This window comes from Streptomyces luteogriseus (assembly GCF_014205055.1).
GTDB classification, from domain to species: domain Bacteria; phylum Actinomycetota; class Actinomycetes; order Streptomycetales; family Streptomycetaceae; genus Streptomyces; species Streptomyces luteogriseus.
In genome coordinates, this window is the sequence record NZ_JACHMS010000001.1 from 171534 (window position 1) to 197791 (window position 26258).

A 26258-nucleotide genomic window follows, 5' to 3' on the forward strand; every position below is an offset into this window, starting at 1 on the left:
ACTGCGCTTCCGGTACCGGCGCGGATGGCCACAGGATCGGCAGCAGTTGGACTGCTCGACCGTCATCCGCCCGGGACCGCCCAAGGATTGGGTCGTCTTGAAGGCCTTGTCGGCCTACACCCCGTAGGACACCGGACGAACGAAGCGCTCCCGTCCCGCATCGTCGCGCACCGGCGTGCACCCGGCGGCCAGCAGTCGCTCGCCCAGTTTCGCGCGCCGGGTCACGTTGATCCGAAGTGCGCCCAGCAGGAACGCCGGGGTCAGGACGGCGAGCGGCAGGAGGACGGCGTACTTCCCGGTCACCACGGCCAGCAGCAGGAACAGCGCCGGTCCCGCCCACGCCATGGCCAGCAGCTGCCTGCGGTTGGCGGCGGCGCCGGCCGCGTCGTACCGGATGAGCGTGGTGATCAGGTCGACGTCCGCCTGCGCCTCGGGGACCGGTGTGAGCGAGCCCAGGTACATGCCCGGGACCGGGCGGCCGGGGCCGGGGTCGGGGAAGGCCGCACTGTTGGCCGCCGCGCGCTGTTGCGCCTGGGGGCTCGTGTCCCGGACGAGATGGATGTGCGCGATCTTTTGCTTGCCGACCAGGCGGACGTCGGCGTAGCGGAACCCGTAGCACTCCGCGATGTACGCGAGCGCGCCGAACGTCTGCCACTCGGCGAACGGGTGGACGAGCTCGATCACGTCCTGGGTCGTGATCTGCCGCATGAGAGCCGTGATGTGGCGGTCGGCGAGGCTCAAGGTCACTCCTGGCTGAAAAGTACTGCTGAATTTCCGGTTCCGCACACCAGACCGATCAAGCGTCCCGAGGGTTGCCCTCCTGACCCGAAGGAAACGTGCCCGCCATGTGGTGCTCGCCGGCACCGTGCGGTCCCCCTGGTGTCGTGATCGCTGCCGTCACGCAGTTCCAGCACGCGGACCCGGACGTCCTCGCCGCGACGATGGAAAATCCACCGGTAGGCGGTCGGTTCGGCCTCGAACTGGGCACAGGTCTCCGTCTCACCCGCGACGAGCCGGGCCACCCCGGTCAGGAACTCCTCGGGCGCACTGGTGATGTAGGACGCTGTGAGCTCGGCTTTCGCCTGATGATCCTCGAGGGTGCACTCGGCCCATCCATGTGCCCCCAGCGTCCAGGTGATGCGGATGCCGGATGTCATCGCAGTCCCCGGCCACGCCGCGATTCCGGCAGATCCTGCCGCCGACATGGTGCACGGCGTCTGCGTCGAAGCTGAACCGGTCACAGGACCTGATGCCTACGGCCGCGTCGTCCCGGCAGCGGACGGTCACGCCGGACTTGCCGTCGGGGTCGTCGTCCTGGAAGGTCATGGACCGAAGGCTAGGCCCGCACCACCTGCGCCGTCACACGGATTCGCTGCCGGTGGCGCCGGCGGCGGAGACAGGTCGGACAGTGGAAGAGGGAGACGCGTGGACCGGAGCGAGGACCAGATCCTGGTTGAAGAGCTTGCTGCGCTGGGTGCCGTGAGTGGGGGCAGTGGTCGCTTGACCGGTCTCGTGGCTCGGCTGTTGAGGAAGAACGCCCATGAGATCGAGCTTGTCATCCCCTTGCCGTTCGACGAAGCCGTGCAGCGCGTCATCACAGTCCTGGCCGGGGCAGGGCGGCCGGGGAGGGCCCTGCATGTCGATTCCGGAAGGGACCAGGAGATGATCCGGGTCGTGGCCGGTGGCGGTGTCGGCGGATTGAATCCCGTGGTGGTCACGGCGCTGGTGAGAAGGGGCACGGAGGCCGGCACAGAGGTCAAGCTCCGCGCTGCCGCCAAAGAAGGCCTGGTCAAACAACGCGCGGGCGAGAAGACGGCCGCCCGTCTTGCAGCACTGCTGAGTCACTAGAGCAGGAACGTTCCCCCGCCGTTGCCCCTTCTACGATCTGCTCGACGGGGCTCAAGTAGTCGGTCGGCGGAGCCTGTTCCGCAGGGAGACGAGTGCCTGGAAGGGGTGGACGCCGAAGAAGGCGGTCTTCATCAGGTGCATCAAGGTGTGGAGGTACTGCTCCGGAACCTGGTTCCCGCCCTCGTCCAGGCGTCTCCCCATCAGCTTGGTCAGGCCCGCCCACGACCAGAGGGCGGCGACGACATGGCCCGCTCGCGCGTGCATGACCGTGAGTGCGATCAGGATCCTGTCCTCCTGGCCGACCACGTCGCTCGGGGGCAGATGGGTCAGGACCCAGTTGTACCCGGCCTTGGTCCTGTCGGCTCGTGGTGCGTCCCGAACTCGTAGGCCCAGGACTCCGAGTGCTCTCTCCTCGCACCACGTGTCCTGCTGCTCGCGGTAGATGCCGACCGCCCGGACGCGGGCCTCGAGTGCCTCCAGTCGGCGGCGTCCACATCTCAGGGTCACGGCGAGGCGTTCCATGGCCTCGGCCTCCTTGTGCCTGTCACCCCGGGCCCGGGCCAGCTCGATCTCACGCTCGTGCACCTCGACGGCCTCCGGGATGCGCCCGGCCGTACGCAGTGCGATACCGAGGTTCTTCAGCACCGTGACCAACAGGCGTTCCTCGTCACGCTCCTCGTGGATCGCCGCTGCCTCCCGGTAGGCCGCGACGGCCTCCTCGTACCGGCCGAGCTGATCCAGCCTGTCGCCCAGGGCGTTCAGCGCCACGGACTCCAGCGCGCGGTCGCAGACCTTGTGGCAGACGGCCACGAGTCGCTGGTAGTTGTCCACCGCCTCCTCCGCGCTCATGTCGCTCACCGACCACAGGTGTTGCAGCGCGATGGCCTGGTGGTGCTCGTCGCCGCGCTCCTGGTACAGAGCCAGGGCACGGCGGAATGTCTCGACGGCTTCGGTGGACCGCTTCATCGCGAACAACGTGTCTCCGAGACGCATGAGTTGCAGGCCCTCGGCATGCCAGTCGCCCATCGCGCCGAAATGCCGGACGGATTCGGTGAGCACCCCGGTGGCTTCGTCGTACCGGTGTGTCTCGTGGAGCGTGTCGGCCAGGCCCATGAGCGCCTCGCCGATGCAGCCCTGGTCGCCGAGTTCCTGGCTGAGGACCAGGCTCTCGGTGTGGGCCTTCACGGCGTCCTCGTACCTCTCGGCGCGTTGCAGCGAGGCACCGAGGCTGGTCAACGCCACGGCCTGGCGCGTCCGGTCGCCGCGTGTCCGGCTGATGTCCAGGCTCTTCGAAGCGGCCTCCACCGCCTCCTCCACCCTGCCGCAGTCCGGGAGGATCTGGCTCAGGTGGTTCAGGGCGGTGGCCTCACAGCAAGGATGGCCGATCTCGCGGGCGCAGTCGACGGCGAGCCGGGTGACCGTCACGGCGTCGGCGGCGTAACTGCGCCGGCTGAGCAGGAACGGGCGCATCCTCTCCTGGAGGTCCAGTACCGCACGGGGATGTCCGGTAGCCGCGGCCCGGGCGATGAGTGCCATCAGGTTGGCCCGTTCCTCCTCCAGCCACCGCACCGCGTGTGCGCGGTCCCGGAAGTCGTCCGGCAGGGGTCCGTCGTCATAGGTGTGCAGGTGTGCGTTCGCCGCCTGTACGAGCTTTCGGCAGTGCTTCAGCAGGCGGCTGAAGGCGGCACTTCGCCACGTGGCGCTGTCGCCTTCGAGCAGCCTGGCCGCGTAGACGCGCAGGAGATCGTGCATGCGCCAGCGTTCCGAGCCCACCGGCTGCTCCGCCAGCAGTCCGGCCCGGGCAAGCGCGGCAAGGCCGTTGCGCGTCCGGGCCCGGGGCTGCCCCCAGAGTGCCGCCGCCGCGTCCGTGCTGGTGTTCGGACCGGGATTCAGCGCGAACTGCCGGAACAACTGGCGGTGATGCGGGAGCAGCCGCTGGTAGGAGAGGCGGAAGGCCGCCTGGACCGCTGTCGTGTGCCCGCCGTCTTCGTAGCTCAGCACGTCAAGGCGGGTGTGGGCGTCGGCGAGTTCGGCGACGAGGGCGGCGACGGCCCGGCCGGGGTCGGTGGTGAGCAGGGAAGCGGCGATCTGCAAGGCGAGCGGATGGTGTCCGCAGTGCCCGGCGAGTTCTGCGATCGCGTCGGCCTCCTGCAGCCGCGGATCGTCGGGGCGGGCATGCCTCAGCGTCTCGGCGACCAGATCCGCGGCGCCGCGTGGTGCCAGTTCGTCCAAGCCGAACAGCCGAGCCCGCAGAGAGGGGCCGGTGAGCAGGTGACGGGAGGTCACCAGCAGTCGGTGCTCGGAGCGGGCGGGCACCAGGCGTTCGATCTGGGCGGCGCTGGACGCGTCGTCGGCGATGAGCAGCACCGCCCTGCCCTCGTCGGCGAGCCGGTTGAGCGCGGCCTGGCAGAGGCCGGTCTGCTCGTCCGGTGTCATCGCGTCGTCCACACACAGGACCCGCGCCAGCGTGCCGACGGCCTCCTCCGCGCCGACCGGACCGGCCGGGTCGTGGCCCCGCAGGTGAAGGAAGACGGCACCGCCGGGGAACCACCCCCGTGCCACGGCCTGATGTGCGACGTGGAGTGCCAGGGCGGTCTTGCCGATGCCGGGCAGTCCGGACAGCACGGAGACGACGGTGGCGGCACGCGCACGGGAGGTGGGGGCGAGCAGCGCCAGTACGGCCTCGGCTTCCTTCTCGCGGCCTGCCAGGTGTGCCGGTTCCGCGGGGAGGCGCAGCATCGGCGCCGGGTCCGCGGGGCCCGCCGCGCAGACGGTGTTGCCGCTGCCGCTGACCTGGATCACATGGCCGTGCCCGGAAGCCGTGGCGGCCTGGGACCGCGCGGCCCTGCTCCTACCGATCCCCATGGTCGGGACCTGTCGTACCGTCGCTCCCGCCGACCTGGGTGATGCCTGCCCGGCCCGATGCCGTCGCGCGCTGTGTCAGCCTGTGGGGGCGCTCCTCGGGGTCGGCGCGTCGGGGGTCTCGGTGCCCTGCGACCTGCGTGATCCTGGCGGCATCCGACGCCGTCGCCTCCTGCTGCACCTGGGGTCCGGGCCGGGGCGGGCCTGGCGTGTCCGGAGCGCGGCCGTCCGGGGAGACGGTGGCGGGTTGTCCCCTCTCCGCCGCCCACCGGCCGGCCGCCGCTCCGACCAGCGCAGTCACCGTCGTCGCGAACGCCGTCGCCACCACCCACCGGTCTGCCTCCGCTCTGGGCAGGAAGCCCAAGGGTGCCGCCCGGACCGACCACAGACAGACCACGAACGAGGCCGCTCCCGCGAACACCGTGACGGCCCAACGCCTTGCGCGCTGCATGCGTCCCCCCTTGTCTCGACGCGTGATGTCAGAGGTACAGACGGAAACAGGTCGCCGGGAGCAGAACGTGAAAAGCAGGGACAGATGCCCGCTCTTCGGCTATCGCGTGCACCCCTTCGTCCTGCCATCAGTTGGCCGCCGAGCCCCTGGGCACAGGCATAGACCTTTTCATGATCACGGGCTAGGCTCTGCCGCGCGTATCCGAGAGCGCTCTCAAGCTCTGCTGTTCCACCCCCACCCTGCTGGAACAACGAAGGGGCATCCCTTGAGACGCACCACAACCCTGCGCACCGGACTGTCCGCACTGCTCCTGCTCGGCGCCTGGGCGACCGCTGGCGCCCTGCCCGCCTCCGCCGCCGACACTCCCGCGCGCTCCACCGAAGCTCCGGCCTCCTCGGCTCTCCTCTCCGCGATGCAGCGCGACTTGGGGCTGACCCGGGACGAGGCCGAAGCGCGTCTGGCCGCGGAGAAGACCGCGACGGCAGTCGAACGCAAGGCGCGCGATGCCGCAGGCTCGGCCTACGGCGGCTCCTGGTACGACGCCGGCAGTGGCAGACTCACCGTCGCGGTGGCCCGCGCCGCGCACGCCGACGCGGTACGAGCGACCGGCGCGTCCGTACAGCTCGTGCGGTACAGCGCGCGGCAGCTCGACTCGGCGAAGAAGAGCATCGACGCGCTGTCCGCGCCCGCCGGAGTCGGGAGCTGGCATGTGGATCCGAAGGCCAACAGGGTCGTCGTGGACGTCGTCTCCGCGCACCGGGACGACAACGATGTCCGGGCCTTCCTCACCCGGGCCCGCCGGGCCGGTCCCGTAACGGTGCGGCAGACTCCCGCCGCACCGCGCACCTTCGCCGCCGGCACCGTGGGCGGCGACCCGTACTACACCGGCAACGTCCGCTGCTCCATAGGCTTCTCCGTGCACGGGGGCTTCGTCACCGCCGGGCACTGCGGCTCACCGAGTGCGGCGGTGTACGGCTGGGACCGGTCGTACGTCGGCAACTTCCAGGGATCGTCGTTCCCCGGCAACGACTACGCCTGGGTCAACGTGGGCAGCGGCTGGTGGACCGTGCCGGTCGTGCTCGGCTGGGGAACCGTTTCCGACCAGCTCGTCCGCGGCTCCACCGAGGCGCCGGTGGGTGCCTCCGTCTGCCGTTCCGGTTCCACCACTCACTGGCACTGCGGCACCGTGCTGGCGAAGAACGAGACGGTGAACTACAGCCAGGGCGCCGTCCACCAGATGACGAAGACGAGCGTCTGCGCCGAGCCCGGTGACTCCGGCGGTTCCTTCATCAGCGGCGACCAGGCGCAGGGCGTCACCTCCGGCGGCTGGGGCAACTGTGGCAGCGGCGGGGAGACCTGGCACCAGCCGGTCAACGAGATCCTCAACCGGTACGGGCTGCGACTGCACACGGCCTGACCACTGCTCAGCATCCAGGGCGGGCGCCTTCCCCTCAACGGCCGAAGGCGCCCGCTTCCCGTCAGCGGCCGGGTTCGTAGGTGAGCTGCTCGACCTCTCTCGTCGTGAGGGCGGTTTCGACGGAGCGGACTCCGTCCAGGGCTGCGATCCTGTCGCTGAGGTAGGTGTACAGGTCGCCGGTGTTGGGATGGAGGGTGGCGGCGACGATGTCGGCCTGGCCGGTCACGGCCGCGGCGAAACGCACCTCGGGGTGCGTGGCGAGGGCGTGCCCGACGTCGGCGAGGGCAGCCGAGGCGACACTGAGCCAGAGTATGGGGACCACGTCGTGGCCCAGGCGCTCGTGGTCGAACCTCACGTCCAGGTAGAGGACTCCGGTGACCGGCCGCATCGGCGACCTCGTCCTGGACGGCCCGCCGGGCGTGTTCCTTGCTCGCCGCGACCAAAGGCCCGGCCGCGCCTGGGGACGGCTGCGGCGGGGCCTACATACAGGACCGGGCGAGGGCCCGGACGACCTCATCTGGGCCCGTCCGATGGACTCCTTCACATCCCGGACGGCGCCGAACGCGTCATTCCGTGGTGCAGTCGGACCATGGCTTCTCCGCCCGCGGACGACCAGGACTCCCCGACGCCGCCCCGGCGTGCACGCCCTTCCCGGCTGATCGACGTCGTCGTCGCCCTGCTGCTCCTGGCCGCGGACGCGGTCATCGTCGTCGTCGCCGCGTTGCTGCTCGTCGCGGTCGGCATGGGCACCGCTCCGTCCCCGCGCCACCCGCGCCCCGAGCACTCTCGGGACACCCCGGTCCTGGCGTGGTTCGTCATCTGGGGCGTTCCGGCCGTGGCGGCGGTCGGCGCCTTCGTGCATGCCCGCCTGAGGATGCCCGTGACAGCCGTCGTGCAGGGCCTGTTCACACTCGTCTGCGTGCTCCTGGCCATCGCCTGGACGCGCATGCTCATGTCGTGACGCGGGCACCGCAACCAAGATCGATTGTCAGTGGTGGGTGAGAAGATAGGAGCATCAAGTCGGAACAAGGGGGAGCTGCGATGTCCGGAACCCAGAATTACATCAATCACGTTGCTCTTGTGCTGGATGCGAGCTCGTCCATGTCACATCTGAGCGGGAAAGTCGTGGAGGTCGCCGACCAGCAGATCGCTTATCTTGCCCGGCGTTCAAGGGAGTTGGACCAGGAAACCCGTGTCACGGTGTACGTCTTCGCCGACAAGGTGGAGTGCGTCATCTACGACAAGGACGTGCTGCGTATGCCGTCACTGAAGCAGCTCTACCGGACCGGTGGAATGACGGCGCTTCTGGCAGCCGCGCTGAAGTCGCAGCGGGAGCTTGCCCAGACAGCCCAACTGTACGGCGACCACAGCTTCCTGACGTTCGTGCTCACCGACGGGCAGGAGAACGCGAGCCACCGCTGCCAGGACGCCCCCGCCAGGGATCCCCGCCAACTGGTGCAGGCCGTGGCCGAGATGATTCAGCGACAGCAGGACAACTGGACGCTGGCCGTCCTGGTGCCCGACCAGATGGGCAAGCGGGAGGCCATGCAGTGCGGCTTCCCCAAGGACAACATCGCCATATGGGATGCCACCAGCACGCAAGGACTGGAGGAGGCCGGACAGGTCATCCGGCAGGCCACCGAGAATTTCATGATGGGCCGCACCCAGGGCATCCGGGGATCGCGGGCGGTGTTCTCCACGGGGGCGGAAGCGGTCAACGAGGACACCATCAAGGCCGCAGGCCTCACCCCGGTCGATCCGTCGAAGTACCAGTTGATCCCCGTGGCCCGCGATGCGGGAATCAAGGAGTGGGTCGTCGAATGCGGGCACACCTATCGGACCGGTGGGGCGTTCTACGAGCTCAGCAAATCGGAGAAGGTTCAGGCGCAAAAGCAGATCGCGGTGCTGGAAAAGAAGACGGACCGCGTCTATACGGGACCCGAAGCCCGATCCCTGCTCGGTCTGCCTGACACGGAAGTCCGCGTCAAGCCGGACCACAACGACCACTTCACCATTTTCGTGCAGAGCACCAGCGTGAACCGGAAACTCGTACCGAACACGCGACTGCTGCTCATGCTCTGACCATTCATGACGCAGACGGGGCGCCGAAGGCCTCGCCGCCCCGTCGTCCCGTCGTCCCGTCGTCCCGTCGTCCCGTCACGAATCGGTTCCACGGAACCGCCGACGAGTCACATCCCCTACCGCACGACCGGCGAAAGGCCGAGTTCACGCTCGCCGAGCGGGATGAAGAAGCGCTCGACGTCGGCGTCGGTGACCTCGCCCAGGGTCCTCGGCGACCAGCGCGGCCTACGGTCCTTGTCGACGACCTGGGCGCGAATTCCCTCTACGAGGTCGGGTGTTCCCAGTGCGGCGCAGGACACGCGGTACTCCTGGTTCAGGACCAGTTCCAGTGTGCCGAGCTTCCGAGCGCGGCGCACAGAGGCGAGGGTGACCTTCAGGGCGGTGGGTGACTTGGCGAGGAGGGTCTCCGCGGCCTCCTTCGCGGCGGGGTCGTCGTGCGCGAGCAGCCGGCGCACGATCTCTTCGACGGTGTCGGCGGCACAGCATGCGTCGATCCAGTCGCGCCGGCCGGCCAGGACGCCGGCCGGAGGTGTCCGCACGTAGCCGGCCAGAGCCTCCCCTACGGGCAACTCGGCAAGGGCGTCGAGGAGATCCGGCAGTGAGGCCGTCGGCACGTAGTGGTCGGCGAGCCCGCACAGCAGCGCGTCGGCGGCGCCGACCTGAGCCCCCGTCAGGGCCAGGTGGGTGCCCAGCTCCCCCGGGGCCGCGGCGAGCAGGTGGGTGCCGCCCACGTCCGGCACGAAGCCGATACCGGTCTCCGGCATGGCGACCCGGGACCGCTCGGTGACGACACGGACGCTGCCGTGGGCCGAGACACCGACGCCGCCGCCCATCACGATGCCGTCCATCACGGCGACGTACGGCTTGGGACAGCGGGCGATGCGGGCGTTGAGGCGGTATTCGTCGCGCCAGAACGCGGCAGAGGCCATGCCGTCACCGTCCCGGGCGTCGTCGTGGATGGCGCGGATGTCACCACCGGCACACAGGCCCCGCTCCCCCGCGCCGGTGATGACGACGGTCTCCACGGCCGGGTCCCGCTCCCAGTCGTCCAGCGCCTCGTCGATGCGGCGGACCATGGTGTGGGTGAGCGCGTTGAGGGCCCGCGGCCGGTTGAGCGTGATGCGGGCGGCGCGCCCCTGGGTGTGGAAGAGGACGGGTTCGCGGTCTTCGGGTCGGCTCACCGGAGCTCCTCCCCCAGGCTCGGCAGTGGTTCACGGGTGGGGCGGAGGACCATGAGCGCGTCCTCCAAGGCCGCCGGCATGGCGAAGGGGAACCGGTCGAGCTCGAGACAGAGTGCGACGTCATCGGGGTGGGCTCCTCGACGTACCCCCTGCGTCAGCTCGGCGGCGGCACGTGACTCTCCCGCGCGGCGGAGGAACTCGGCCGCGTCCGTCCGGGACTCGGTGGTTCTCCGTGCGATGTACTCGGCGCACGCCAGATCCTCGTCGGCCCGCCCGCCCTCGCCCGTGACCACGAACGTGACACTGCCGTCCGCGCGTGCCCGCAGCAGCCGAGCCGTCGCCTCCGCCACCACGAAGCCGGCGCACAGCACGAGCGACGCCCCCTTGACCGCCAGGGCGCCGACCGTCCCTGCCGTGGTCTTCTGCACGACGGTCCGTCCGGTGAGGTCGAGCGACCGCAGCATGCCCGGCGAGTTGACCGTGTCGAAACCGGACGCGGGCGGACCGTCCTTGAGTGCCACCCAGTCAGGGTGGCGAGCCTTGAGGGCGAGGGCTTCGTCCAGCGACTCGGCGAGAACGATCTTTTCCGCGCCCTGGCCGAAGGCCCAGGCAGCCACCGTGAAAGCACGCATGACGTCGATCACGACCGCCACGGAAGGGGTCTCGGTCAGCTCGGTGATGCCGAGGAAGCGAGCGTCCATCCAGCCATGATCGCGCATGCGCCGGACGACGCACCCAGGCAGTGATGCGCATCACCTCGGCCGTCGTCGGTGGTCCTTTGCGTCATCGCCGGTGATCCTTCGTGGTGGGCCGGGCGCCGTTCGGCGGGCGGCGCGTGTGCGCTACATTTTGCCTCTCTTTGACCGCGATCACTCATGATCTCTACGCTTCGGAGTTGGCAATCCATGAGCGACATCGTCAACGGACTCGGGCGGGCCACTGCATACGGCGGTCTGGGCCTGGTTCTGTTGGTCCTCGGCATCGTCCTGGTCGATGTGCTGACGCCCGGAAAGCTCGGTCGGCAGATCTGGGAACAGCGCAATCGCAATGCCGCCACGGTCCTCAGCTCCGCGCTGCTCGGCATCGGCGGCATCGTGTTCACGTCCATATGGACGACGTACGAGGACTTCGGCAAGGGGCTGGTCTCGACAGCGGCGTTCGGGCTGCTGGGCCTGGTGATGATGGCGGTGGCGTTCCTGGTGGTGGACCTGGTCACGCCCGGGCGTCTGGGTGCGACGCTGGTCGAGGAGGAGCCTCATCCTGCGGTCTGGGTGACGGCCTCCTGCAACCTCGCGGTGTCCGCCATCATTTCGGCGTCCATCGCCTGACCGGCCGACAGGCCCTGCGCGCCCTTCCGGCCTCGGCGCTGTCGGCACCGTCGTAGAAGCAACTCTCGCCACCCAGTGAACGCACAGCCACCGTCCTTCCTCTTGCATGGCGGAGCCCCCCAACTGAGAGGAACGTGCTGTGCGTTCACGTAGACGTATGCGCTCGCGTCTGTACCCGGCCGGGTCGGTGGTCCTGGCCATGGCCGCCGCAGGATCGGTGCTGGCCGGGCCGGCCGGCTCCGCCTTCGCCGCCGAGGCCGGCGGGCGCGCGGATCTGCGGGCGGATGTCAACCGCGACGGACGGGTCGATGTCACCGGTGGCAGCGACAGCGACGGCGAGGACGGCTGGTCCGTCGAGCGCGGGGCCGTGTATCTGCCCAACCTCGATGACGACACCAAGCGGTGTCCGGCGGCCGGACCCGGTGGCGCACCGCTGTCCGACGCCAAGCTGGCCGCTTGCAACGACGGCTCGGACACGAAGGTCAACGGCACCGAGGACGCCGCCGATCTCGCCCGGATCCGTTCCGTTCCGCTGCCGGACCTCCCCGCGGACGCCACGGGCAGCCTGAAGATCGCCACGGGTGGCACGCACGCACACCTCTTCCTCAAGCGGGCCGGGAAGTGGATCCTCGTGACGCCCGCGACCAGGCTGACGGCCGCCGAGCTGCGCTCGGGTGCGGAGTTCGGCGTCGAGGCCACCGATGTCGTCCGCGACGCCGCGAAATGGGATGGTCGTGCTGTGGTCCGGCTGACGGTGACGGCCGGGCAGAAGTCCACCTCAGACGCGGTGACCCTGCGCGTGGCCCCGTTGCTGACTTAGCATCACCTTCAGAACACGCAGCAGGTGATGGTGTCCAAGGTCCAGGGTGAGGGCCCGGACAGCCGCCTTCAGCGGGAGTTCGTCACCGCCCTCGAGAAGGAGGTCAAGAAGGCCGGGATCACCACACCGCTGGTCACCTTCGAGAAGTATGCCGACCGCTGGGCCCAGGACTTCGTCGAGCCGGCCTACGTCAGCATGACCGGGGCGGGCGGTCAGCGGCACGTGATGCGCGTGATGCTGCGTTCCGCACAGCCCGACCGGGACGCGGGCCGGGAGCTGTTCGAGAGGGTGCGCGGCCGGGACGTAGGCGTCGTGCAGGTGACCGACCCGGCGGAGCCCGACGACTGGTCGCTCAACTCCATGGGAAACCTGGAGACCATCCCGCCCTACGCGCACGGCGGTCGTTCCTTCCCGGCCGGGCGGATCATCATGGGCGAGCGCAGGGACAGCGGGGCGCGTCCGTCGAAGGTGATGCGGACCCTGCTCACATCCCAGGGCTTGCAGGACCCGCTGCTGCTCGACACCTCCTGGCTGAGCGTGGGGCACGTCGACGAGTTCGTGCAGTTCCTGCCCGCCGACACCCCGCGCGGCTGGCGCATCGGGGTCGCCGACCCCCAGGCGGGGCTGCGGCTGCTGCGCGACACCAAGCGCGACGGCCACGGCTCCACGAAGATGTTCTCCGTCCCGGGCCGCAGTGACACTCCGGCGCCCAAGGAGACCATCGACAAGGCACTCGCCTCCCGCCACCTGGTGGCCGACAACGAGATGGCCGCCCGGCGTATCGCGGCCAACCTGGAGATCCTCAAGCGGGAGACCGGGATCACCGACGAGGAGGTCGTGCGGGTGCCGGCGCTGTACACCCGGGGCTCGGAGGCTCTGAGCGCCGAGGGGCAGGAGGTTCCCGTGCCCCGTCTGACGCGCATGGGCGCCGGCTCCGACCTCGTGAACGGCCTCGGGGACCACGGCCAGCAGAAGTGGCTCGCCGGGAAGCCCGCCCCGCGGGCGGCGGCCGCGGCGACGGTGACGACCGGCGCATACGTTCCCGGTGCGGTGAACGGCCTGCTCCTGGGGCGCGACCGCTACCTCGCGCCACGCCAGTGGGGGCCCGTCGTCAACGGCAAGGACATCTTCACGGAAGCCGTCACCGCCGTCTACCAGCGGGTCGGTCTGAAGGTGTCGTACATCGACGACTGGTACACGTACCACCTCGGTATGGGTGAAGTGCCTTGCGGCACCAACACCCTGCGCGACGCGACGGCCGCGTGGTGGCAACGCCCGGTGGCGAACCGCAACGAGTCGTAGACAGTCCTTCAGCCGACGGGAGAGGTTGCCGGCTGCGCGGGGGCGGGGGCCGTTGTACCGCTGGTCGGCGACGGGCTCCGCCCACCGGGCTCGTCCGACCCCGGCCGTCCACGCAGCCGCGCCCGGCTCACCGTCCGAACAGGCCTTGCACCCACTCGCCTCCTTGGCCGCCCGCGAGGGGGCGGGAAGGACTGACTCCTGGCTCGCCGACTGCCACCGGCTCCCCTGCCGCTACGAAGGATCAGCGCATCTCTTCCTCGTCTTCGGCCTGGTCCGAGCCTCCGACACTGCTGGTCCAGACCCGCAGGGGCGTGACCTCCGGCTCGCCGTCGGCCAGGAACGCCTCGACGACCGGAGCGAGGTCGTCGCAGGCCACGTAGGCGCTGGTGAACGGCAATGCGTCAGGAGGCACGGAGCCGGTCGAGCACCGCAGCTGTCCGGCCTGCTCGTCATGCCACACATAGAACGTCGCAGCGCCGCAAAAGCCCAGCTCGCGGATGCGTTTCCGGATGGCGGCAGCCGTCCTCTCGAAGGCGGCGACCACCGCGACGGTGGACAAGGACTTCCTGTCCTCGTCCGCCGCACCGAGCCACCAGGTGTTGGTCTCACATTCCACCCGCCGGTCTTCGGGCTCCAGCGTCAATGTCTCGTCCGCCACCTCGGCGATCCACGTCAACAGCACCAGAGCATCCTCTCCTACGAGGAAAGGCGATGCTCGAGGGGAACAAGCGGCTCGTCGGTCCGTACCATCTCTACACCGAGGCATCTTGCGGCACATGCGGCGTCCCACCGGGCCGCCGGGAACTGGCCCTCAAGACGGGTGTCACCCGCAGGACGCCTCCAACGCCGAGGAAAGGCAAGCACCATGCCCGAGACGACAACTCCCGCCACCGAACTGGCATCCCAGTACATCGCCCAGGTGACCGGCGACCTCGACGCCAACGTCAAGGAACAGGAACGTGTCAGTGCGGAGATCGCGTCGCTGCAGGAGCAGCTCGCCGCTCTGCAGCGCGACCACGGCGTGCTGGTGAGCATGCACCAGGCACTCGGCATCACCAACACTCCAGCCGAGTCCTCCTCCGAATCCGCGAACGCGGTGGTGCCCTCTCCGCGGCGGAAGAAGGACGGCGCCGCAGACGGCGGGAAGCAGAAGGCCCGCAAGGCCGCCACCGCCACGCCGACGAAGCGGACAGCCAGGAAGTCGGCGGCCAAGACGGCAAGCACCGCCAAGACGGCAAGCGCCGCCAAGTCGGCCGGCGCCACAAAGTCGGCAGGCAGCACCAAGTCAGCGGGCACGACCGAGACGACGGACGGCGTCGAGTCAGCAGGCACGACCAAGACGGCAGGCACCACCAAGGCAGCAGGCAGCCCCAAGACAGCAAGCAGCTCCAAGACGGCAGGCCGCTCCAAGTCCACAGAGCCCACCCTCGTCGAGCTCATCCGCCGTCACCTCGCCGCGCAGAAGGAGCCGCGCTCCGCCGCGGAGATCTCCACGGCGCTCGACCAGGCCCACCCCCACCGCGACATCGCCGCCAAGGTCGTGCGCGTCACGCTCGAGGGGCTCGTGGCCAAGAGTCAGGCCGAGCGCTCGAAGCAGGGCAGGTCCGTCTTCTACACCGCCCCTGCCACACAGTCGGCGGCCGCGCCGGAAGCCGCAGCACAGACCGAGGACTCCGACAGCTGACGACGCAGGGGCATGCCCGAACCCCCGCCGGCTACGGCGTGCCGGGAAGCCGGACCGTGACGACGAGACCGCCGGCGGGGCGGGCGACGAGGTCGAGGTCCCGTCATGGGCTCTGACGACGCTGTGCACGATGGCCAGGCCGAGCCCGACGCTGGTGTGCTCGTCGGTGCGTACGCGCTCCGTTCACCAAGGCGAGGAGCCCGACGCCGCGCTATCCCACGGCGAGGCAGGAGATGACCGACCTGCTTCGATCGCGGGCCGCGCCCGGCTGACGTGGGGTCCGTGATCGTATGGCTCAACGGCACCCATGGCGCAGGCAAGACGACGACCAGCACACTCGTGCAACAACTCATCTCGGATTCAAGGGTGTTCGACGCCGAAAAGGTCGGCGAGACTCTCATGGACAGCAAGCCGGGGCTGCCTTCGGCGAACAACTTCCAGTACTGGCCGCCCTGGCGGGCCACTCGTGGTCGAGACGGCCCGCCAGTCCTCGACCACACCGGCGGCACTCTGGTGGTGTCCATGACCGTCCTGGTCGAGCAGTTGGCGCGAGATCAGCGCGGGCCTCGCCGAACATGCCATCGAGGTACGGCACTTCGTCCTCCACGCCGACCAGGTCACCCTCCGGCGGCGCATCGAGGAGGACACCGTTCTCGGCCCCTCCTCGTTCCGTCTCCCATATCTCGAGCCCTACGCCGAAGCGGCCCACACAATCAGAAGTCGCGGCCGGGTCCGTCGGCCAGAGGGATGCGGGCGGTGATGCGTTTGCCCACCGTCGCCCGCTGCACCGCGAATTCCTCGGCAACGGCCTTCACGATCTCCAAACCGTGCTGCCCGATCCGGTTGGGGTCGGCGGCGCGGGCGGCAGGCATGGTGGGGTCGCTGTCCCACACCGTGACGTCCACGGCGCGGGCGGTGATCCGCAGTTCCAGCATGACGGGACCCGGAGCATATTTGCGGGTGTTGGTGACGAGCTCGCTGACCACCAGCGCGGTGAGGTCCTTGGCCCGGGCAGAGACGGACAGGTGTTGCTCTGCACTCGCCCGGTCGAGGAAGGCGGCGGCGTGACGGCGGGCGTCCGCGATACAGCTGTCGTCTTCGTCCAAGGCGTACCCGACGCGCATGAGATGCTCGTCCGGCGTGGTACAGCCGTCACCGTCGGCCTCAGGTTTCACTGGCCTCGCCCTCACTCCCCGTTCATGCGCGCCGGTACCCGTTTCGCTGCCCTGCATGCCCAAAGGGTGCTGTTCGGCACAGCCGCGCGGGTGCATCCGGCCGGTGCGGTGGGGCACAATCGACTGCGCACATTCCGACCGGGCAAGCCTAGGCACAATCGAGGAGACGGTGTCCCAGCTCGAGCAAGCGGACCGGCCGGGCCGGCTCCACGCCGAACACCACATCACCGGAGGCGTCCGTGTCGTGACGCTGCGGGGCGAGATCGACCACGACGTCCGGGACGTGCTCAGTGACGCCCTGCTGGTCGAGGACGGGGCGGCCCCGCCGCGGATCGTCGCGGATCTCAGCGGCGTGACGTTCATGGACTCCAGCGGCATCAACGTCTTCGTCGCCGCCCACCAGCAGGTGAGCCGGGCAGACGGCTGGGTACGCATCGCCGGAGCCCAGGAAAGCGTCCTGCGCGTTCTGCAACTGGTCGGCGTCGACACCCTCATCCCCTGCCACCCCACCACGGAACACGCCCTGACCACCTGAGGCGTGAGGCGTACGGTCGGCCGTACCTCCCGAGGCCCCTCGACCGGACCGGTCGCGACAGCGACCCGCTCCCGCATCTTCAGGTCCGGCCCGCGGCCGGCGACCGCACGGTTCAGAACCAGTGCAGGCAGTGCGGGGCGCGGTCGGTGCGGAAAAGGGTGTCGGCGAGGGTGGCCGCGTCCGGGCTGTGGGCCCGGACGTGTCCGGCGCGTACGAGCGTGCTCGGGGCGGTGCCGCCGAGGTAGACCGATCCCAGGTCGCTCACGTCCAGGGAAAGGTCCGGCTCCCGGTCCGTCGGGACGCAGTCGGCCTTGCCGTCCCGGACGGTCAGCAGATGGCGGCCTTGTTCTCCGAGGAAGGGGTCCTCGACGTCGAGGACGAGCTCGCCGTCCGCGAACCAGCCGCGTGCGGTCAGCGCACGCGGGACGTCCAGCAGCCGCACCCACAACCAGTCCATGTCGCCGCTCACCTTGCCGGCTCGGAAGTCCGCGAGCTGCCGGCGCAGCGGGTGCTGGGGCGGGACGTGCTTGAACACGACCTGGGTGACCAGGTCGTGGTCGAGCACGAACCGGGCCAGGGCCGTGAAGACGGCGTCGTCGGTGGCGATGATCTCGTCGACCGTCAAAGTGGTATCGGGCTCGCCCAGCGAGTAGCTGGCGTACCCGTCCGGGCGGCCGTCGGCGTCACGGTGGAGGGCGACGTAGCGCGGCGCCGGAGAGATCGGGGGCTGCCCCGCACGCAAGGCCCACCAGCGGTGCGGCCGGGACAGCGCGCCGGGCTGGGCGCGCCGGTAGCGGTCGTAGACCTCTTCCAGGATCTCGCCGCACCCGGCACTGCGCAGGACTTCGACCGAGCCGTCGTCCGCGCGGGTCGCCGCCGTGTCGGCCGCCCCGGGCGCACGGGGGACGGCGAGAGCAGCGCGGTGGCGCGGCACCGTCAGCTCCTGCGTGTAGGTCGCCGGTCCGTAGCCGAACCTGCCGTAGATCGTGGCCTCGGAGGCCAGCAGCACGGACAGGAACTCCCCATTGGCCCGTGATCCGGCGAGCTGATGCCGCATCATCGCGCTGAGCACGCCCCGGCGCCGGTGCGAGGGCACGACGCCTACGGCCGTCACCCCGGGGACCGGGACGATGGTTTCACCGGGCAGGGTGAGCTCGAAGGAATGCGCACCGGCGGTACCGACGGGCCGCCCGTCCGCCGTCAGGGCGAGCAGGCAGCGGTCCATTTCGAGCGCCGACCACCAGAGCCCGCCCCCCTCGGTCGGGGTTTCCGGGAAGCGTCCGAACGCGGCGTGGACGGTGTCGACGAAGACATCGCGATCCTCGTCGGTCGTGGGCCGTATCTCCATCGCTGCCGCTGCCTCCTCGGGCTACCGGCACCACGGATGGTGGTGCCGGTAGCACAGTGCAGCGTCGAACCCATGACGGAGGCAAGCGAATTACGGATCGGCCCACGGCCGGTCACGGCACAGCCCCGTCAGGACAGGATCTCGACGTACCCGTCGCTGCCGTGCACACGGATCCGCTGGCCGTCCCGGATCAGCCGGGTGGCCCGGTCGACGCCCACGACGGCCGGCAAGCCGTACTCGCGTGCGATCACCGCGCCATGGGTCATCAGGCCGCCCACCTCTGTCACCAGGCCAGCGATTCCGACGAAGAGGGGTGACCAACTGGGGTCCGTGAAGGCCGTGACCAGGATGTCGCCGGGCCCGAGATCGGCCTGCCTCATGTCGAGGACGACGCGGGCCCGACCCTCGACGGTCCCTCCGGACACCGGCAGACCGGCCAGGGCACCGTCCGGCACGTCGTCGCGTCGGTACGCCCCGTTGATGGTCTCGCCCTCCGATGTGAGCACCCGGGGCGGTGTGAGCGCGTGGTACGTCCGGAACTCTTCCTTGCGCTGCCGGACGAGCCGGTCGTCCACCCGGCGCGAGCGTACGGCGTCGTGGAGTTCCTGGAACGTGAGGTAGAAGACGTCCTCCTTCTCCGCAAGCACCTTGGCCTGCACGAGGCGTTCGGCCTCCTTCATGAGGGCCTGCTTGTAGACGAAGTAGCGGCTGATGATGTCGTACTTCGGGTACTCCCGGTATCCGATGAAAGTGCGGACCCGCTTGATCATCCCCTGGGTCTCATCGGCTTTGCTCTCCCCGCCGGGCAGCGCGCGCAGGCGGGTCAGCACGTCCTGTTCCTTCTTCCACGCCTCCTGCCGACCCTCTTCGAAACGCCGCTGGGCGGCGCCGGGTTCGAAGTTCCTGACGTTGTCGAGGATCGCCGGCACGAGTGTGCCGGGGGATTCGCGCCATCGGGGCCTGGTGATGTCGATCTCGCCGGCGCACCGCATGCCGTAGCGGTCGAGATATCCCTCGATGGCGTCGCGCGCCAGGGTCCCGCCCGCGTGTTTCGGCAGTTCGTCCAGGAAGCCGTCGTCATCGACGTTCTGCAGGAACGCCACCACCTGCGGATGGGGGCGGATCACGTCCGCGACGTCGAGCAGCGCCAGGCCCATCTCCGACGTGATGTTGCCGGGGGCGGACAGGGTGAGCGTGTCAGCCGCGTTCTTCTCCCCCAGCCACTCGTGCAGCTTGTCGTTGAGCCACCACGTGGCCTCCATCCCCGCCATGATCGCCTGGTGGCTGAGCGGATCGGTGAGGACGCGCTTGTGCTCCTCGAAGGCCTCCGGCAGGAAGTCGAACAGCGCTGGTCCGGCCTTCGTGGCGATGTCGCGCCGCAGTGCGTCGATGGACGCCCGGCTGCGCTCGATCAGCCCGTCGACGACGGCCGGATCGGTCTCGATCGGGGCGGATGCGCCGCCGGCTGGGGTCCTGCCGGCGGCCGGCGGCCTGCCGGGGTCCGGTTCCGGCAGCAGGGGGAGGAAGCCGTCGCGGTCGAGGACGGTCTCCAGCGCGTCCCTGGTCAGTGGATCGCCCCTGCCCATGAGGTCCAGGAGGCCGGTGCGTCCCTCGGGTGTGGAGAGGGCTCGCGTGGCGTCGACGAACAGCCTCCCCCCGGCCTCGGTCATCGGCGCCATGGCCGTCAGCTTCCACAGGGAGAGCCCGAGGGGCTTCATGGGGTCGGTCATCATCTGTTGATGGCCGACGGAGACGTAGACGCGATTTCCCTGCTCGGCAGTCTCGGGGATGGGGAACAGCGTCGTGATCGGCCGGCTCTGCACGATCTGGAAGTCATCGTCGACCAGGCACCATTCGATGTCCTGGGGGCGGCCGAAGTGTTCCTCGATCCGCCGCCCGAGATGGGCGAGCCGTACGGCCTGCGCGTCCGTCAGCGCCGGCTGCTCCTGCCGCTGCGGGTCGATCTCCACCTCCCGGGTACCGCCGGCCGCCAGGGCGTGGACGGCGCGCTGTTTGGCGGCGATCGTCCTCGCGACGACTTCGCCGTGGCGCACCTTGAAGACGTCGGGGTTCACCAGGCCGGAGACCAGGGCCTCTCCGAGACCGAAACCGGCGTCCACGGTGGCGACCTTCCGGTTGCCGGTGACGGGGTCGGCCGTGAAGAGAATGCCCGACGCATGCGGGAAGACCATCCGCTGCACGACCACGGCCATGGCGACCGTACGGTGGTCGATGCCGTTGCGCTGACGGTAGGTCACGGCGCGCTCGGTGAACTGCGAGGCCCAGCACCGGCTGACATGCCGGAGGATCTCCGTCGGCCCCACCACGTTCAGGTAGGTGTCCTGCTGGCCGGCGAAGGAGGCCGTCGGCAGGTCCTCCGCCGTCGCGCTGGACCGGACGGCGCAGGGAGTCTGCTCACCGAGCCGGGAGAGCGCGCGGGTGATCTCCGCCGCGAGATCGCCCGGGATGGCGATGTCTTCGATGGTCCGGCGAATCCGCGCGCTGAGTAGGCGGATCGCCTCCCGGTCGTCGGGGTTCAGGTGAGCCAGCCGATCCAGCAGATCCTCGACCGAGGGCGCTTGCGCCATGATCTGCCGGAAGGCGTGGGTCGTCACGCAGAAACCAGCCGGGACGCGGATGGCCTCGATCCGCGACAGCGCGCCCAGGTGCGCGCCCTTGCCACCGACGAGCGCGAGCTGCGTCTCGTCCACCTCGTGAAGATCCAGCACGTACTGCCCGGTCATCGCGACACCTCCGGATCCGTCGAACCGCTGGTCGAGCACGTCTCAATCTCCGACACACGCACCTCGTGTCCCCGTTTCCGCAGGTTGTGGCTTCGGCCGATGATTCTGCGCCGAGACCCGGGCCTTGCCGCAAGCCCCCCTGTGCGCTATAAGTTAGGAGAGGCAAGGAGAGGACTCCTTGCCTTTGTGTTTTCCGGAGTGCCGCGCCGCCCCGCTCGACCGGATCACCGGACCGGTCACCGGACCGGGCCGCGGGAGCCGAGTGGTTTCCGGCGGAGCGGCTGTTACGCTGCCAGTGACGTTGACCTTGTTTCGAGGAGTCACAGACGTGGTGGGTGAAGACGACATCTCGGGGTGAGACCCGGATCGACGGCCACCGGACGCGCTGAGGAAGCGCCGCCGAAGTGGCCGGTTCGTCGTACCTCCTTTCCCACGTCTGCCCAGGGCAGAGCTCTCTCTGTCCGTAGTACCCCGAGGTCATCTCCATGTCCGACGCCTCCGTCGTGTGCTCGAACCTGTCCTTCTCCTGGCCCGACGACACCCCGGTCTTCCGCGACCTGTCCTTCACCGTCACGACCGGCCATACGGGTCTGGTCGCCCCGAACGGTGCGGGCAAGAGCACGCTGCTCAAGTTGATCGCCGGTGAACTCCGGCCCCGCACCGGCTCGTTGTCGGTCGAGGGGACGCTGGGCTACCTCCCGCAGAGCCTCCCGTTGACCGGCGACCTGGTCGTGGCCGAGGTGCTCGGCGTCGACGCCGTGATCCGCGCCCTGGACGCCGTCGAGTCCGGGGACGTCAGCGAGGAGCACTTCACCACCATCGGCGACGACTGGGACATCGAGGAGCGCACGCGCGCCCAGCTCGACCGTCTCGGCCTGGCCGGCCTCGCCCTGGACCGCAGCCTGAGCACACTCAGCGGCGGCCAGGTCGTCCAGCTCGGTCTCGCGGCCCAGCTTCTCAAGCGTCCCGACGTCCTGCTCCTCGACGAGCCGACCAACAACCTCGACCTGGAGGCCCGGCACAGGCTCCATGACGTGCTGTCGGACTTCACCGGCTGTCTGCTGCTGGTCAGCCACGACCGCGCCCTGCTCGACCGCATGGAACGCATCGCCGAGGTCGGCAGCGACGACCTCCGCTTCCACGGCGGTGACTTCACCGCGTACGAGGAAGCCGTGCGCGCCGAGCAGGAGGTGGCCGAGAAGAACGTCCGCACCGCCGAGCAGGAGCTGAAGCGGGAGAAGCGTGAGATGCGGCAGGCCCGCGAACGGGCCGAGCGGCGCGCGAGCAACGCCGCCCGCAATCTCAAGAGCGCCGGCCTGCCCCGGATCTTCGCCGGCACCATGAAGCGCGGCGCGCAGGAATCCGCCGGCCGGTCCGGCCAGCTGCACTCGTCCCGGGTCAGCGAGGCCAAGTCCCGTCTGGACGAGGCCGGGCGCACGGTGCGCGAGGAGCAGCGGCTCGCCCTTGACCTGCCCGACACCCGGGTGCCCGCGGGCCGCAACCTCTTCCTCGGCGAGGCGATGCAGGTGCACCTCGGCGGTCGGCAGGTGTTCGCGGAGGGCGGCGTCGATCTCACCGTCCGGGGCCCGGAGCGCATCGCGCTGACGGGTCCGAACGGCGCCGGGAAGACCACCCTGATGCGCCTGATCACCGGTGAACTCGCCCCGCACAGCGGGGAGATCAGGCGCAACGACGGTCGTGTCGCCTACCTGTCACAGCGTCTGGATCTGCTGGACCTGGACCGCACCGTGGCGGAGAACTTCGCCGTGTTCGCCCCGGAGCGGGGCGAGGCCGAGCGGATGAACCTGCTGGCCCGCTTCCTCTTCCGGGGGGCCCGCGCACACCTGCCGGCCGGGGTGCTCTCCGGTGGCGAACGGCTGCGCGCCACCCTGGCCTGCGTCCTGTACGCCGAACCGGCTCCCCATCTGCTGCTGTTCGACGAGCCGACCAACAATCTCGACCTGGTCAGCGCCGCTCAGCTGGAGAGCGCGCTCAACTCCTACCAGGGCGCGTTCGTGGTGATCAGCCATGACGAGAGGTTCCTCGCCGAGATCGGGGTGAACCGCCGGCTGCGCCTGGCGGACGGCACGCTCACCGAGGCGGGAGTTCCCGAGGTGTGAGCCGTCGGCGTATGCAGTGGCCCGCGTCCGCGGCCGTGCGCCCGGCGGGCCGACCACCGATCACTTCCTGGACGGACACCTGTGCCCCAGCATGCCCTGCTCGCCCACGATCTCGTCCGCTCCCTGGGCGGCCGACGTGTCCTCGACGGCGTCTCCCTGACCGCCTCCCCCGGCCACCGGATCGGCCTCATCGGGGAGAACGGCGTCGGCAAGTCCACCCTGCTGCGGTTGCTCGCCGGCGCGGACGAGCCCGACGCGGGAAGCGTCTCCCGCCCCGCCGGCCTCGGCTTTCTCCACCAGGAGATGCCGTTCGAGGCCGACGCGACCATCGCCGCGGTGCTGGACGATGCGCTGCATGAGGCCCGTGAGGACCTCGCGGAGCTGGAACGGCTCAGCGAAGAGCTCGCCCGGGTCCCGGAGGACGACCCGGGTCATCAGGAACTTCTCGACGCCTACGGCAGGCGGTTGGAGCTGGCCCAGGACCGTGAGTCCTGGGACGCCGACCGCCGCGCCGCCCTGGTGCTGGACGGCCTGGGTCTCGGCGCGTTCGGGCATGACCGCACGCTCGGTTCGCTCTCGGGTGGGCAGCGGGGCCGGCTGGCCCTGGCCGCACTGCTGGTCCGTCGGCCCCCGGCACTGCTGCTGGACGAGCCGACCAACCATCTCGACGACAGCGCGGCCGCGTTCCTCGAGGAGCAACTCCGTGGCCTTTCCGGGGCCGTCGTCCTCGCCAGTCACGACCGTGCGTTCCTCGACGCCGTCTGCACCGACCTGGTCGACCTCGACCCGGCGGTGGACGGCCCGGTCCGCTACGGCGGCAACTACAGCGCCTACCTGGGTGAGAAGCGCGCCGAGCGGGAGCGCTGGGAGCGGCGGTACGCCGAGGAGGAACAGGAGTTGGCGGAGCTGCGGCACTCGGCGGGGGTGACCGCGCGCCGCGTCGCCCCGGACCGGGGTCCGCGCGACAACGAGAAGATGGGCTACGGGCACCGGGCGGGCCGGGTCCAGAGCCAGATCTCCCGCCGCGTGCGCAACGCGGCCCGTCGGCTGGAGGAACTGGAGCGCACCCGAGTCGCCGAGCCGCCCCGGCCGCTGCGCTTCGCGGCCGGGGAGCTCGCCGCGCGTGCGGAGGAGGGCGATCGCCCCTTGGTGTCCTTGCTTGATGTGAGGGTGGGCGGCCGGCTCGCCCTGGACGGCCTGGAGGTGGCGGCGGGCGACCGGCTGCTCGTCACGGGCGACAACGGGGCGGGCAAGTCCACGCTGCTCGCCGTGCTGGCCGGACGTCTTCCGGCCGAGGGCGAGGTGTACAGGCGGCCCGGGCTGACGGTGGGGCTGCTCGCTCAGGACACCGGGTTCGAGCGACTCGACCGCACGGTCCGGGACACCTACGAGCTGTCGGTGGGCCCGGAACGGGCCGAGAAGGTGCCGATCGGCTCGCTCGGCCTGATGCACGAGGCGGACCTGGCCAAGCCTGTCGGGCACCTGTCCGTTGGGCAGCGTCGGCGTCTGGCCCTGGCGGTGCTCGTGGCCCGCCCGCCGCACCTGCTGTTGCTCGACGAGCCCACCAACCACCTCTCCCCGCGGCTGTGCGATGAGCTGGAGGAGGCGTTGGGCACCGCGGGACCGGGCGCGATCGTGGTCGCCGGCCATGACCGCTGGCTGCGCCGACGGTGGCGGGGGCGCGAGCTGCGCCTGGAACCGGATCGCGGGCGGCGGGGAAGGTTCGGCGCCGAGCCGGAGTGACACGTGCGCTGCGCTCGTCGCTCAGCGGGGCGGTACGCACGCCCTCGCGGGCGGCGAACGGCAGACGGCAGACGGCAGACGGTGCCCGGCGTCCCGCAACCTGTGCGCGCCCCGGCGATCCGGACATGGTCCTACAGGCCAAGGTCCAGCGCGAGGCACGAGTAGTACTTCCACGAGCCCTCGGGGTCGTACGCGTTCTTTCCGCCGCCCGGCGTAGCCTTGGCCCCTTCGACCGTGTCCTCGATGCGGACGCGCTCGGGAAGCTTGCCGAACCGCGCGTGCCGTGCCGCTGCGGCGGTGTCCGTCGACAATTCCATGCCCATGACCGGTCTCCCTTTCGGAATCAGCTGTTGCCCTGGACGAGCATCAGCGTGTCCCTCCTTTCGTCACCTGTCAAGCCGGTGACGTCACTTCATGGGCACGTCAGACGGTGATCGTCTTGTATCTCGGTGTAGGACCCGAGGCCCACCGCGCCGTACTCCCGGCCGGTGCCACTGGCCTTGGACCCGCCGAACGGGCCGTCGAAAGCCACCGGGGCTCCGTTGACCGTGACGGTGCCGGTGCGGACGCGGCGGGCGACCGCCAGGGCGTGGGCTTCGTCGGCGGACCAGACACCACCGGAAAGGCCGTACTCGGAGTCGTTGGCGAGGCGGACGGCATCGTCCTCGTCGTCATAGGGGATGACCACCAGGACCGGGCCGAAGATCTCCTCCCGCGCGATGCGCATGGAGTTGCCGAGGGTCGGCGAAGACCGTGGGCGTGACGTGGTTGCCCTTCTCCAGGCCCTCGGGGATCTGCGGGCCGTCGGTGACCAGGCGGGCGCCCTCCTCGATGCCGAGCCGGATGCAGGTGCGCACCCGCTCCTGCTGGTCGGGGCCAATCATCGGACCGATGAAAGGTGTCGGGGTCGCTCGGATCGCCCACCTTCAGTGACTCGACCAGTTCCTTGAGCGCGGTCACGACCTCCTCGTACCGGCTGCGCGGGGCGAGGATGCGGGTCTGGGCGATACAGGACTCGCCGTTGTTGAGCAGGGAGCCGAACTTCAGGGCCGCGACCGCCTTCTCGATGTCGGCGTCCGGCAGGAGGAGGGCGGCGGACTTGCCGCCCAGCTCCAGACTGACGCGCTTGAGCTGCTCACCCGCGATCGAGGCGATACGGCGGCCGGCCCGCGTCGAACCGGTGAAGGCGATCTTGTCGACCTCCCGGTGGGACACCAGATACTCGCTGGTCTCCCGGTCCGCGGGCAGGATGCTGAGCACGCCGTCGGGCAGGCCCAATCGCTCCAGCAGCTCGGCGAGGAAACCCATGCTCAGCGAGTTCTCCGGGGACACCTTGAGCACCACGGAGTTGCCCGCGAGGAGAGCCGGGATGATCTTCGCGGTGGCCGAGGAGAACGGCGAGTTCCAGGGGATCACCGCGGCCACGACGCCGACCGCCTCACGGCGCACCACACTGCACACCGGGGACGCCGGATCGGAGGGCGCCAGGGTCTCCTCCCAGCCGAACTCCTCCGCCGACTTCAGACAGGCCTCGGCCTGCCGGGTCAGACCCGGCTGACCGGCCCGGGTGAACCATCCCGCCGAGCCGTTCTCCTGGGAGATCGCGGAAACGACACGT

20 protein-coding genes and 3 pseudogenes are annotated in these 26258 nt (G+C 70.0%); 11 read left to right on the top strand and 12 right to left on the bottom strand.

All coding sequences use genetic code 11. From position 1 onward, the window contains the following. Positions 1-114: 114 nt before the first annotated feature. Entirely contained in the window at positions 115-747 is a 633-nt protein-coding gene (locus tag BJ965_RS00800) for a hypothetical protein (protein ID WP_313666674.1), read from the bottom strand. Next, positions 744-1157 carry a hypothetical protein gene (locus tag BJ965_RS00805; RefSeq protein WP_184906858.1) on the bottom strand — a complete coding sequence of 138 codons (414 nt, stop codon included), beginning with the start codon at positions 1155-1157 and terminating at the stop codon, positions 744-746. The genes BJ965_RS00800 and BJ965_RS00805 overlap by 4 nt, the downstream gene beginning before the upstream one ends. Between BJ965_RS00805 and BJ965_RS38910 the strand changes: the two genes are divergently transcribed. Then, complete coding sequence (locus tag BJ965_RS38910; RefSeq protein WP_246545802.1) at positions 1144-1848, top strand: hypothetical protein; 705 nt, start codon at positions 1144-1146, stop codon at positions 1846-1848. The two genes, BJ965_RS00805 and BJ965_RS38910, sit on opposite strands and share 14 nt — an antisense overlap. A 51-nt stretch (positions 1849-1899) precedes the next feature. Here BJ965_RS38910 and BJ965_RS00815 read toward each other — a convergent pair whose 3' ends face one another. Then, positions 1900-4713: a tetratricopeptide repeat protein gene (locus BJ965_RS00815; RefSeq protein ID WP_184906859.1), complete on the bottom strand. Its 2814-nt coding sequence runs from the start codon at positions 4711-4713 to the stop codon at positions 1900-1902. Positions 4714-5426: 713 nt separating this feature from the next. Between BJ965_RS00815 and BJ965_RS00820 the strand changes: the two genes are divergently transcribed. Beyond that, on the top strand, positions 5427-6578 hold the full coding sequence (locus tag BJ965_RS00820) for a S1 family peptidase (protein ID WP_184906860.1): 1152 nt from the start codon (positions 5427-5429) through the stop codon (positions 6576-6578). 61 nt (positions 6579-6639) lie between these two features. On the opposite strand, the gene BJ965_RS38915 is transcribed toward BJ965_RS00820, so the two are convergent. Then, positions 6640-6966 carry an Lrp/AsnC family transcriptional regulator gene (locus BJ965_RS38915; RefSeq protein WP_246545803.1) on the bottom strand — a complete coding sequence of 109 codons (327 nt, stop codon included), beginning with the start codon at positions 6964-6966 and terminating at the stop codon, positions 6640-6642. A gap of 201 nt (positions 6967-7167) precedes the next feature. Here BJ965_RS38915 and BJ965_RS38920 point away from each other — a divergent pair, with 201 nt between their 5' ends. Both BJ965_RS38920 and BJ965_RS00830 read left to right on the top strand, forming a co-directional pair. Continuing rightward, positions 7168-7539 carry a DUF6234 family protein gene (locus BJ965_RS38920; RefSeq protein WP_246545804.1) on the top strand — a complete coding sequence of 124 codons (372 nt, stop codon included), beginning with the start codon at positions 7168-7170 and terminating at the stop codon, positions 7537-7539. Positions 7540-7619: 80 nt separating this feature from the next. Then, a complete protein-coding gene (locus BJ965_RS00830) occupies positions 7620-8660 on the top strand; it encodes a vWA domain-containing protein (RefSeq protein ID WP_184906862.1) in 1041 nt (346 codons plus the stop codon). Between the two features lie 116 nt (positions 8661-8776). Here BJ965_RS00830 and BJ965_RS00835 read toward each other — a convergent pair whose 3' ends face one another. Together BJ965_RS00835 and BJ965_RS00840 are read right to left on the bottom strand one after the other, a co-directional pair. Next, positions 8777-9841, bottom strand: coding sequence for an enoyl-CoA hydratase/isomerase family protein (locus BJ965_RS00835; RefSeq protein WP_184906863.1), 1065 nt, complete (start codon positions 9839-9841; stop codon positions 8777-8779). Next, entirely contained in the window at positions 9838-10542 is a 705-nt protein-coding gene (locus tag BJ965_RS00840) for a 2-phosphosulfolactate phosphatase (RefSeq protein WP_184906864.1), read from the bottom strand. Before BJ965_RS00840 ends, BJ965_RS00835 begins: the two co-directional genes overlap by 4 nt. 204 nt (positions 10543-10746) lie before the next feature. On the opposite strand from BJ965_RS00840, the gene BJ965_RS00845 reads away from it, so the two are divergent. Next, positions 10747-11169, top strand: coding sequence for a DUF350 domain-containing protein (locus BJ965_RS00845; protein WP_030850679.1), 423 nt, complete (start codon positions 10747-10749; stop codon positions 11167-11169). 157 nt (positions 11170-11326) lie between these two features. After that, positions 11327-13291: pseudogene (locus BJ965_RS00850) on the top strand (protein-arginine deiminase domain-containing protein). A gap of 241 nt (positions 13292-13532) precedes the next feature. Here BJ965_RS00850 and BJ965_RS00855 read toward each other — a convergent pair. Continuing rightward, positions 13533-13973 (bottom strand): hypothetical protein, encoded by a 441-nt coding sequence (locus BJ965_RS00855; RefSeq protein WP_184906865.1) that lies wholly within the window; start codon positions 13971-13973, stop codon positions 13533-13535. Positions 13974-14156: 183 nt separating this feature from the next. Between BJ965_RS00855 and BJ965_RS00860 the strand changes: the two genes are divergently transcribed. Continuing rightward, the gene (locus BJ965_RS00860; protein ID WP_184906866.1) at positions 14157-14975 is read left to right on the top strand and encodes a hypothetical protein; all 819 of its coding nucleotides are present in this window, start codon (positions 14157-14159) and stop codon (positions 14973-14975) included. Positions 14976-15257: 282 nt separating this feature from the next. Continuing rightward, positions 15258-15687 (top strand): annotated as a pseudogene (locus BJ965_RS38930) (AAA family ATPase); the annotation flags it as partial. Position 15688: 1 nt separating this feature from the next. Here BJ965_RS38930 and BJ965_RS00865 read toward each other — a convergent pair. Beyond that, on the bottom strand, positions 15689-16099 hold the full coding sequence (locus BJ965_RS00865; RefSeq protein ID WP_221513338.1) for an ATP-binding protein: 411 nt from the start codon (positions 16097-16099) through the stop codon (positions 15689-15691). A 220-nt stretch (positions 16100-16319) separates the two neighbouring features. Between BJ965_RS00865 and BJ965_RS38935 the strand changes: the two genes are divergently transcribed. Beyond that, positions 16320-16685, top strand: a complete 366-nt coding sequence (locus BJ965_RS38935) for an STAS domain-containing protein (protein ID WP_313666675.1) — start codon at positions 16320-16322, stop codon at positions 16683-16685. 112 nt (positions 16686-16797) lie between these two features. Here the strand turns inward: BJ965_RS38935 and BJ965_RS00875 are convergent, their stop codons facing one another. Both BJ965_RS00875 and rph read right to left on the bottom strand, forming a co-directional pair. After that, complete coding sequence (locus BJ965_RS00875; protein WP_184906868.1) at positions 16798-18033, bottom strand: GNAT family N-acetyltransferase; 1236 nt, start codon at positions 18031-18033, stop codon at positions 16798-16800. A gap of 128 nt (positions 18034-18161) precedes the next feature. After that, positions 18162-20777, bottom strand: coding sequence for a rifamycin-inactivating phosphotransferase (rph, locus tag BJ965_RS00880; protein WP_184906869.1), 2616 nt, complete (start codon positions 20775-20777; stop codon positions 18162-18164). A 485-nt stretch (positions 20778-21262) separates the two neighbouring features. Between rph and BJ965_RS00885 the strand changes: the two genes are divergently transcribed. Both BJ965_RS00885 and BJ965_RS00890 read left to right on the top strand, forming a co-directional pair. Then, entirely contained in the window at positions 21263-22897 is a 1635-nt protein-coding gene (locus BJ965_RS00885) for an ABC-F family ATP-binding cassette domain-containing protein (RefSeq protein ID WP_184906870.1), read from the top strand. Positions 22898-22978: 81 nt separating this feature from the next. Beyond that, entirely contained in the window at positions 22979-24640 is a 1662-nt protein-coding gene (locus tag BJ965_RS00890; protein WP_184906871.1) for an ABC-F family ATP-binding cassette domain-containing protein, read from the top strand. Between the two features lie 131 nt (positions 24641-24771). Here BJ965_RS00890 and BJ965_RS00895 read toward each other — a convergent pair whose 3' ends face one another. Continuing rightward, on the bottom strand, positions 24772-24963 hold the full coding sequence (locus tag BJ965_RS00895) for a hypothetical protein (protein ID WP_184906872.1): 192 nt from the start codon (positions 24961-24963) through the stop codon (positions 24772-24774). 100 nt (positions 24964-25063) lie between these two features. Further along, a pseudogene (locus tag BJ965_RS00900) lies at positions 25064-26242 on the bottom strand (aldehyde dehydrogenase family protein); the annotation flags it as partial. Between the last annotated feature and the right edge of the window lie 16 nt (positions 26243-26258).